The sequence below is a fragment of the Flavobacterium sp. genome (genome assembly GCF_043756175.1).
Classification (GTDB): domain Bacteria; phylum Bacteroidota; class Bacteroidia; order Flavobacteriales; family Flavobacteriaceae; genus Flavobacterium.
Genome location: NZ_JAYURN010000174.1, coordinates 1 through 6,943, shown reverse-complemented (window position 1 = coordinate 6,943; position 6,943 = coordinate 1). Strand labels below are relative to the sequence as shown.

8 protein-coding genes are annotated in these 6,943 nt (G+C 32.7%); 5 read left to right on the top strand and 3 right to left on the bottom strand.

Annotated features, from left to right (window positions below):
- Positions 1 to 136 precede the first annotated feature (136 nt).
- From rseP to ACH2BP_RS13515, 3 genes are all read right to left on the bottom strand, one after another.
- Positions 137 to 1,471: an RIP metalloprotease RseP gene (gene rseP, locus ACH2BP_RS13525; RefSeq protein ID WP_395060761.1), complete on the bottom strand. Its 1,335-nt coding sequence runs from the start codon at positions 1,469 to 1,471 to the stop codon at positions 137 to 139.
- Positions 1,472 to 1,547: 76 nt separating this feature from the next.
- A complete protein-coding gene (locus tag ACH2BP_RS13520) occupies positions 1,548 to 3,509 on the bottom strand; it encodes a M1 family aminopeptidase (protein WP_395060759.1) in 1,962 nt (653 codons plus the stop codon).
- Positions 3,510 to 3,649: 140 nt separating this feature from the next.
- Entirely contained in the window at positions 3,650 to 3,985 is a 336-nt protein-coding gene (locus tag ACH2BP_RS13515; RefSeq protein ID WP_395060757.1) for a single-stranded DNA-binding protein, read from the bottom strand.
- Between the two features lie 185 nt (positions 3,986 to 4,170).
- Here ACH2BP_RS13515 and ACH2BP_RS13510 point away from each other — a divergent pair, with 185 nt between their 5' ends.
- The 5 genes from ACH2BP_RS13510 (at position 4,171) to ACH2BP_RS13490 (ending at position 6,925) form a co-directional block, all read left to right on the top strand.
- The gene (locus ACH2BP_RS13510) at positions 4,171 to 4,506 is read left to right on the top strand and encodes a hypothetical protein (protein WP_395060755.1); all 336 of its coding nucleotides are present in this window, start codon (positions 4,171 to 4,173) and stop codon (positions 4,504 to 4,506) included.
- On the top strand, positions 4,503 to 5,051 hold the full coding sequence (locus ACH2BP_RS13505; RefSeq protein WP_395060753.1) for a YfiT family bacillithiol transferase: 549 nt from the start codon (positions 4,503 to 4,505) through the stop codon (positions 5,049 to 5,051). Before ACH2BP_RS13510 ends, ACH2BP_RS13505 begins: the two co-directional genes overlap by 4 nt.
- Positions 5,052 to 5,146: 95 nt before the next feature.
- Positions 5,147 to 5,494, top strand: a complete 348-nt coding sequence (locus tag ACH2BP_RS13500; RefSeq protein ID WP_395060751.1) for a hypothetical protein — start codon at positions 5,147 to 5,149, stop codon at positions 5,492 to 5,494.
- Positions 5,495 to 6,304 carry an SDR family NAD(P)-dependent oxidoreductase gene (locus ACH2BP_RS13495; RefSeq protein ID WP_395060749.1) on the top strand — a complete coding sequence of 270 codons (810 nt, stop codon included), beginning with the start codon at positions 5,495 to 5,497 and terminating at the stop codon, positions 6,302 to 6,304.
- Between the two features lie 39 nt (positions 6,305 to 6,343).
- Positions 6,344 to 6,925 carry a hypothetical protein gene (locus ACH2BP_RS13490; RefSeq protein WP_395060747.1) on the top strand — a complete coding sequence of 194 codons (582 nt, stop codon included), beginning with the start codon at positions 6,344 to 6,346 and terminating at the stop codon, positions 6,923 to 6,925.
- Positions 6,926 to 6,943: the final 18 nt, after the last annotated feature.

Sequence of the window (6,943 nt, the reverse complement as noted above, 5' to 3'; positions counted from 1 at the left end):
GGGCTCGAACCAAGGACCCTCTGATTAACAGTCAGATGCTCTAACCAACTGAGCTAAGAAGGAAAGTGTGTTTCACTTTTAAAGCGGTGCAAAGATAGCACCATTTTTATTATATGCAAATAAAATTATCTCTTTTTTAGAAAAAATTCTTCGCTATTATGGCATAGATGTCTTTTCCGAAGGTTAAAGCCATTAGGCTCAGTAAGATAATCATTCCAACTGTTTGAACTCTTTCTGCTGCTTTTATGCTCAAAGTTTTACCTGTAATCATTTCGGCAATGGTAAATATAGCATGCCCTCCGTCAAGACCTGGAATGGGCAACAAATTCATGAATGCCAATCCTATCGAAAACATAGCCGTAAAACCCCATATAAACTCCCAGTTCCATTCTGTTGGAAGTTTCTGAGTAATTCCTATCGGACTCATTACTTGCTTGTAGGCTTCGGTTTTTGGCCTAAGGATTAATTTGAATTGCTTAATGTTATATATAAATTGTGTGTAAGATTCGTTTACAGCGGCAGGAATGGCTTGAAAAAGGCTTAATTTGTTTGTTATTATAAAATCCTCTTTGTCTTCAAAAGTTGGCCTAAAACCAAGTTTCCCTTCTGGTGTAACTTTAGATGATAATACGATTTCTTTACCTGCTCTTAAAACAGTTAATTTAATTGAATCTGATTTTTTAGCTTCCAAAGTTGTAGAAAGTTCATCAAAAAATTTAATGTTTTGATCATTAACTTTGACAATTTTGTCACCTTTTAATAATCCAGCTTTATTTGCTTCGCTTTTTGGTGTAATTGAATCTATATAAACCTCGCTTAATCTTGGCGATATAAAACCTTTGCCTTCTGAGCCTAGAATTTTACTTTTTTGCTCATCGGTAATAGTTAGAATTTGCTTTTGTCCATCTCTTTCTACTTCAACTTTATCTCCCAATAAAACATCGATAATCATTCGGTTAAATTTAGGCTGAACTTTACCATCAACACTCAAAATTTTATCTCCGTTTTTAAAACCTGCATTAAGTCCAGATTCTCCAAACATTAATCCTCTTTTTTGAGACAATTCTGTTGAAGTATATTTTTGTCCAACGGTGCTAAACATTATTGTATAAATAAGAAATGCCAAAATAATATTTACAGTGATTCCTCCCAACATAATGATTAGTCGTTGCCAAGCCGGTTTAGATCGGAATTCCCATGGCTGTGCTGGTTGTGCCATTTGCTCTGTATCCATGCTTTCGTCCATCATTCCAGATAGTTTTACATAACCACCTATTGGCAGCCAACCAATTCCCCATTCGGTATCGTTTATTTTCTTTTTGAATAATGAAAATCCAGCATCCATAAAAAGATAGAATTTTTCGACTCTCACTTTAAACATTCGTGCGGTTATATAATGACCAAATTCGTGAAGAATTACAAGGACAGAAAGTATAAATAAGATTTGTGCTATTTGTATTAAAGTATCCATTTATTAATTTTAATTTTTTGTATAAAAAACAAAAGTAAGGTTTTCACCTTACTTTTTTACAATATATGTGCCGAGATTATTTTTTTATGAAATTTTTATGAAAAGTCCCTTCTGATGTTTCAAAATTCACAATGTACATTCCTGTCGAAAGACCTGAAACATTAATCTTATTTTGATTGGTCTCTAAAGATTTTTGACCTAAAGCATTATATAAACTTACTTTTTGCAAAGTTATATTTGTTGGTAAATCGATATTTAAAACATCCGAAGCTGGATTAGGGTAAATATTTATTGCGTTTTCATAATTAAAATTATTGATTCCGAGTGTTGTAGTACTATTGCGAGAAATGATGTTTTTATTTGGGTCAAAAACAATACCTGTAACTGTTTTTCCAGCAGGAATTACCACATTAAAACTTTGACCATTAACCGTATTTTCTAACACAACATCTATTATTTGACCATCATTTAACGTTAATCTAACAGGAACTGGCATTTCAAAATAAGAAACATACCCTATTTGTGCTGTGTTTGTAATAGATTGCGTTTGATTTATTTGTACCGTTGCTTGTCCTGCACCAGAATTAAATGCATTTATTGTATATGTTGGATAACCTTCATTATAAACCCAATCATTAAAAAATTCTTGCAAACTACTTCCATAAACAGTTTCTAAATGCGTTTGAAACTGTGGTGTTACTGCATAAGCATATGCTAGAGTTGGGTCTGATAAATAATTTCTTAACGCTTGGAAAAAATTAGCATCACCCATCTTAAAACGCAACATATTAGTTACCATCGAACCTTTATTGTAGGTCAAACGGCTACTAAAAATTCTATTTACGTCAGTTAACTGTGAATCATATAAATATAAATTACCTGTAGTTTGCGAAGTAATACTGGTTATTTTGTTTGCTTTCCAATTAACAAAACTTGCTTCTCCGTCAAGGTTTTCGACAACACATCCCGACATATATTCAGTAATTCCTTCGTTTAGCCAAATATCTTTCCAGGTACCACAAGTAATTTTGTCGCCAAACCATTGATGTGCCATTTCGTGTGCAATTAAACCTCTATTAAAACCCGTCATAAAAGACACTGTAGTATGTTCCATACCGCCACCCCAGCCAAATTCTGCATGACCATATTTTTCATTTCTAAAAGGATAAGACCCAATTATGGTTTCGAAAAAGTTAATAATAGTTGGTGTAACTGCCAAGCTAGTTTGCGAAGCGGCTGCGGTTTCTGGATAAATATAATTAACAATTGGATAAAACGGACTGGCAACTGTTCCTAGACCAGCCTGCTGGTTATAAATAGTATAATTTGTAACGGCAATGGCAATTAAATAAGCTGGAATAGGATAGCCGTGATGAAAATGAGTGGTTGCATTTGCGCCATTTATAATTCGAGATTGCTCTAAACCATTTGACACACTTTTGTTTGCAGATGGTGCTGTAATATAAACATCGATACTATTTACTTTGTCATTCAAATCTTGTTTGCAAGGCCACCAATCACGAGCGCCATAAGGTTCAGACAAAGTCCAAAGAATTGGTGAGCCGATACCGTGAGTTCCGACTTTAAAAGAATCGAAACCACTTGAAGGCGGCGTACCATTATAGATAATTTCTAATGTTGCGGTATTTCCAGTAGTTAGAGCAGACGGCAAGGTAATAACCAATTCATGTGTGCTATTATGTGAAAAAACCAGATTAGCGCCGTCTTTTTTTACCGATGTTATGGTAAATGGTGTTGCTGTTTTATAAAAATCGAAAGTAACGGTATTCATATTCGATAATGCAGTAAAAGTTGTGGTTACTTTTCCAGCAATATTTGCTACTGAAGGATTTACCGTAAATTCTAATTTGTGATAGGTTATATCATAGTTCTGAGTATTTGGATTTACTGCCAAATTCATTGTTTTTGAAGCAGATTTCATTTCGGCTTCAGCAATGCTTTCGGTGCTATATTTGTCGTTTTGAGAATACCCGAACACGCTTGTTAGAAGCAATAATATTAGTGTAGTTTTTTTCATAGGACTTTTGAAATTTAGACAAATTTAATAATTCAATCGATAATTATTACCTTTTTTTATTAAATTGTCAAAAAAAACAACTTTTTAATACACAAAAAGCGACAAATCACTTGTCGCTCTTATAAATATTACAAAATATTTTATTTATTTCCTAGTAACAATAGCTCGTTTACTACTACTTCAGTATAATATCTTTTTACACCATCTTTGTCATCATAACTTCTGTGTGTCAGTTTTCCCTCAACAGCGATTTCTTTTCCTTTGGTTACAAAACTTTCAATAATTTCGGCAGTTTTCCCCCAAGCGGTAACGTTGTGCCATTGGGTATCAGTTATTTTTTCGTTCTTGTCATTGTAATAGACTTCGTTTGTAGCAATAGTTAGTTTGGCTAGTTTTTTTCCTCCGTCAAGGATTTTAATTTCTGGGTCGTTTCCTACGTTTCCAATTAACTGTACTTTGTTTCTTAATGCATTCATGGCGTGTAAATTTAAATTGTTATTTTTTATGTTAGTGCCGATTGTTATTTGATTTCGACATTGCAAAGATGTGGTGAGTTCCGAAATTTATTCGGTTATCATTCGCTTACTTTCGGTTGTAATTATTTGTAACCGTTTGTAATTGGGTTTTTTTATTTATATTTGGTTGATTTTAAACATAATAAATGATAATCGAAAATAGAATTAGAAAACACCCTTTATTCGATTTATTCCTTGAAAATAATTGCTTAATAATAAATAACACGGACTATCTTAAAGACAATGGCGCAATAAATACGAGTGAAATTCTGGGTTTAGAAATAATCAAAGACACTTCATTTATTAATAAATTTATTGAAGTTGTTTTTGGATTTAATATTCCGGCAAAATCGAGCGAATTAAGAATTAATATGAGAAATGGTTTTAAAGATATTATTTTGACCGATTGTGATATAGAACAAGTTGAAAAGACAATTTATGAAATCAATAAATTAATTATGAATAAAGAAAATGAATTATGAAAACTGATAATAACTTAGAAACCCTAAAATTTCCCATAGGACATTTTACAAAACCAGATTCAATTTCAGGAAAAGACATTAAAAACTGGATTGAAATTATTGAAATATTTCCATCGAAATTAAAAAATACGGTTTCCAATTTATCTATCGAAGAACTTAATTGGACATATCGACCACAGGGTTGGAACATAAAACAAGTCATTCACCATTGTGCCGACAGTCATATGAATAGTTTTATAAGATTCAAACTGGCGATTACTGAAGACAATCCGACCATAAAACCTTATGACGAATCAAAATGGGCAACACTTATAGATGGAGATTGTGATAATGTTTCGGCTTCCTTGCTAATATTAGAAGGCGTTCATGCTAGATGGGCTATGTTATTAAAAAGCTTCGAAACATCGGATTTAGTCAAAACATTTACACACCCTGAAAGTCAAAAAACATACGAACTAAAAGAAGTGATTGGTTTGTATGCTTGGCATTGTAACCATCATTTTGCGCATATTGAACAGGCATTATTATATAAAGGAAAATTTTAGAAGTTGAAATATTTATGATACTTAAATCACGAACACAAATGAAGATTTCCTCATAAATATAACATATTCCAATAAAAAATAAATATTATTTACGTATGAAAAATTGTTTAGAATGTAATGAGAAAATTATAGGCCGAGAAGATAAAAAGTTTTGCAGTGACGGTTGCAGGAATGCATATAACAACAAAATAAATAAAGATTCGACCAACTTAATGCGAAATATAAATAACAAATTACGCAAAAACTATCGCATTTTGTCAGATTTGAATACTGAAGGGAAAGCCAAAACAACCAGAACAAAACTGTTAGGCAAAGGTTTCGATTTCGAGTTTTTTACCTCAATTTTGACTACAAAAACTGGTAACACCTATTATTTTTTGTACGACCAAGGTTATCGAATTCTTGAAGATGATTATTATATGTTAGTTAAAAAAGAAAACTAAATGATTCCTAAAAACATATCAATATTAGGTTGTGGTTGGTTGGGATTGCCATTGGCGACAGCATTAATATCAACTAATTTTTCCGTAAAAGGTTCGACAACTTCTCAGAACAAACTTTCTGTATTGGAAGAAAATAAAATTCAATCTTTTCTTCTTTCGTTAAATGAAAATGAAATCAATGGAAATGTTGATGCTTTTTTAGAAAATTCAGAAGTTTTAATTATTGATATTCCACCAAAATTACGAGGAAATAGCACAGAGAATTTTGTAGCTAAAATAAAAACATTGATTCCATTTATCGAAAAATCATCAGTAACGAAAGTCTTATTTGTCAGTTCGACTTCTGTTTATGCGGATGATAATTCGATTGTAACCGAAGAAACCACTCCGAAACCTGAAACCGAAGGCGGAAAACAATTGTTGGAAGCTGAAAAATTATTACAAAACAATGCAACTTTTCAAACTACAATCTTGCGTTTCGGCGGATTGATTGGGGAAGACCGTCATCCTATAAAATTTCTGGCTGGTAGAGAAAATATAGAAAACCCTGACGGAGCCATAAACCTAATTCATCAAAAAGATTGTATTGGAATTATTATGAAAATTATTGAAACAAATTCGTGGAACGAAACGTTCAATGCTGTGTCGACATTTCATCCAACACGAGTGGCATATTACACTCAAAAAGCGATTGAATTAAATTTAGTTTTACCAAAATTTAATCATAAAAAAGCCTCTTTTGGAAAGATAATTTCGAGTGATAAATCAAAAAAAACCTTAGATTATAAATATGAATATGTGTATTTATAATTATCGTACATTTGATAAATAACACAAAATGAGACGAACATGAAAAAAATTACTTTGCTACTAATTATACTGTTTTCAAACGTTTCAAACGCCACAATTAGATACGTTACGCCAACTGGCGGATTGGTAACTCAAGATGGCACGAGTTGGGCAACGGCTTTTCCCGGTAATTTATTACAAAGTACGATAAACGCATCTGGGGTAGGTGATGAAGTTTGGGTTGCACAAGGAACTTATTTGACGACTGCTACTACGAATCGTACCATTTCGTTCAATATGAAAAACGGCGTAGCAATTTACGGAAGTTTTACAGGAAGTGAAACAATGCTTTCGCAACGAATTATAAGCAACGGATTGTTAAGTATTTTAAGTGCCGAAATTGGAGTTGTGGGAATAACCGATAATAGCTATCACACCATAAGTAATTTCGGATTAGACAATTCAGCCGTTATTGACGGATTTATTATTAGTGGAGCAAACGACAATAGAATAGCCACTACAACCGATGGTTTGGGTGGTGGAATATACAACAACGGAAGCGGAGTTGGAAATTTCTGCAATCCAACAATTCGCAATTGTGATGTTAAACAATCAAGCTGTTTTTGGCGCAGGAATTTTTAACAATGGGTATAACGGAGG

Excerpts from the sequence above, each read along its gene's own strand:
- rseP (WP_395060761.1), bottom strand. The coding sequence starts at position 1,471 with ATGGATACTTTAATACAAATAGCACAAATCTTATTTATACTTTCTGTC.
- ACH2BP_RS13520 (WP_395060759.1), bottom strand. The coding sequence starts at position 3,509 with ATGAAAAAAACTACACTAATATTATTGCTTCTAACAAGCGTGTTCGGG.
- ACH2BP_RS13515 (WP_395060757.1), bottom strand. The coding sequence starts at position 3,985 with ATGAATGCATTAAGAAACAAAGTACAGTTAATTGGAAACGTAGGAAAC.
- ACH2BP_RS13510 (WP_395060755.1), top strand. The coding sequence starts at position 4,171 with ATGATAATCGAAAATAGAATTAGAAAACACCCTTTATTCGATTTATTC.
- ACH2BP_RS13505 (WP_395060753.1), top strand. The coding sequence starts at position 4,503 with ATGAAAACTGATAATAACTTAGAAACCCTAAAATTTCCCATAGGACAT.
- ACH2BP_RS13500 (WP_395060751.1), top strand. The coding sequence starts at position 5,147 with ATGAAAAATTGTTTAGAATGTAATGAGAAAATTATAGGCCGAGAAGAT.
- ACH2BP_RS13495 (WP_395060749.1), top strand. The coding sequence starts at position 5,495 with ATGATTCCTAAAAACATATCAATATTAGGTTGTGGTTGGTTGGGATTG.
- ACH2BP_RS13490 (WP_395060747.1), top strand. The coding sequence starts at position 6,344 with ATGAAAAAAATTACTTTGCTACTAATTATACTGTTTTCAAACGTTTCA.